Raw genomic sequence first — 2318 nt, 5'->3', positions numbered from 1 at the left:
TCATTGGGAATGATGTGATTGATGGTGGTAAAGGCAACGATATTTTGCAAGGTGGTGAAGGTAATGATCACTATGTTTATACCACGGGTGATGGACATGATGTCATTGAAGATAACCAGGGTAACAACACTCTCATCATTAATGGTAAACAAGTACGCACGTTAACGGCCATCAATGATGACAGAACAATATATCAGGATAAAAATAACAATTATTATTTATTTGAAAATAATAATTTAATTGTCTGTCCTGCGGGTGGTGGAACCATCACCATTAAAAACTTTCAGTCTGAGCACTTCAGCCTTGAGATTAAAGAAAAGGAAGCTTATCAGCCAGAAGCAATCCCCGAGAATCACTTTGTTATTAATACTGATACAGATATGAGCGAATTAACTCGATTGCATGGTAGAAATAACAATATTTCAGTAGTTTATAATGCTGAAACGTTTAAAACTACTGTATTTTCTAGATGGGGGTATGAGAATTACAAGACACATAGTTGGAAAAATCAACTATCAACCTACTACCCTTACGATCTTATCGACGCCCATAATCTTGCAGGTGAACCACGAGTTAAAACGAATCAAGCTGATCAACTCAATGGTGATGATTTTTCTGATAGAATGGCTGGTTTTGGTGGAAATGACCAAATATTTGGTAACGGTGGACATGATTATATAAATGGAAATGCAGGAAGCGACTATCTAGTGGGTGGAACAGGTGATGACTTAATAGTAGGTGGTGAGGATGACGTTGGTGACTGTAATGTGATCTTCGGTAATGAGGGTGATGATACACTGATGGGGGGGCACTATGTCGACATCATGGAAGGTGGTAAAGGTGATGACTATCTCGGTGGTTTTAATGGAAATGACCAAATTGCTGGGGGGAGCGGAGTTGATATTATTGCAGGTGATTCCAACATAACACGCAAATATTTGCGGAGTGATTTGATTGGCTCCATTTTTTTTAGTAACAACGAAAAAGAAGCTAAATATTCATACAATGATGTTTTATCTGGTGGGGATGGTCGAGATCTCATTTATGGAGAGATTGGAAATGACCTTATCAGTGGGGACTCTGGTAACGATATTATTTATGGAGACCGTTCTATTGATGAAAAACTTAATGCTGCTTCGCCAGCAAAGGACCTCAATTATGCCTGGTTTGCAGGTAATAAAATCGACGCCTTGCCATTAGCGTTGCATGGTGATGATGTTTTATTTGGTAAGGATGGAGACGACATTATTGTAGGTAACGGCGGGGATGATCGTCTTTATGGTGGTGATGATGATGATGAATTATTTGGAGACAGCCGAATAGAAGATAGTGAGCTCATGGGTAATGATTATTTAGATGGTGGTGATGGCAACGATACAATTTATGGTGGCGGTGGTGATGACACACTGATTGGTGGACTAGATAAAGATTCTCTGTTTGGTGGTAAGGGGAATGACCACTATATCTATCGTAAAGGTCATGGGGTGGATGTGATAGAAGATCTAGAAGGACACAATGTCATTCACCTGAAAGATATATTGCAAGATGAAGTTAGTTTTTCGATGAAAAATGGAGAATCCTCCAGTAAAAACTACTTTGTTATTTCAAGAAAAACCAACCAGAATGATTCGTTACAGATTCATGCTGTTGAAAATAATATGCAGGTAGAATTTGCAGACGGTACGCGAAAAACAGTGCTTGAATTAAGAAATCAGCTGACTGAAAGTACGCGAGAAAGTCGAAGTACTCGTCGCAAACGAAGTGCATTTGGTTCCGCTCCCCTTGATATTACCAATAATCAATCTGAAAGGGTTCCTGTTGTGCTTCCTAGTCGAGAGACGCCTCATCTTCCTTCTGGCAAGAGCGGTGTAAGCCTATCTGGAGGGGAAAAGCTAGTCTGGGGTAGTCGAACAAGTAATAGATCACGACGTAACAAAAGAAGTATCACGGAAAGTACCTCTGTCGATTCCTTACTAAAGGATCCAAAAAGCGTACACACTAATAATTCCTTAACATCATCAGGCTCTGCTCCAAATATTGAGCCACTTGTCCAAGCTATGGCTACGTTAGCCACCAGTGACGCCTCAGACATGAGTTCATCACCAACGGTTAATACTTTACTCAGACCTGTACTAACCACCAGTGCAGTATAAAAAACTGTCTCACTAATGCATACCCAAAGGACTGGGTATGTCAAAAAGTATAGGTCATCAAAAAAATAGCCGATAACCCTGCTTACCGGCTATTTTCCCTAAGAGAAGGATGGATCAAAATTCATTATTATCCTAACGGATAAGTTAAATGGGTTCTGTCGCAAA

Annotated in this window: 1 protein-coding gene; it reads left to right on the top strand. The window is 39.9% G+C overall.

Annotated elements, in window-relative coordinates:
* Positions 1 to 2153: calcium-binding protein (locus tag KCG35_RS24685; RefSeq protein WP_304956771.1), on the top strand; the 2153-nt coding region annotated here is incomplete at its 5' end.
* Between the last annotated feature and the right edge of the window lie 165 nt (positions 2154 to 2318).

The sequence above is a fragment of the Zooshikella harenae genome, from assembly GCF_018837975.1.
In the GTDB taxonomy this organism is placed as follows: Bacteria; Pseudomonadota; Gammaproteobacteria; order Pseudomonadales; family Zooshikellaceae; genus Zooshikella; species Zooshikella harenae.
This window is presented reverse-complemented; position numbering and strand designations above follow the sequence as displayed.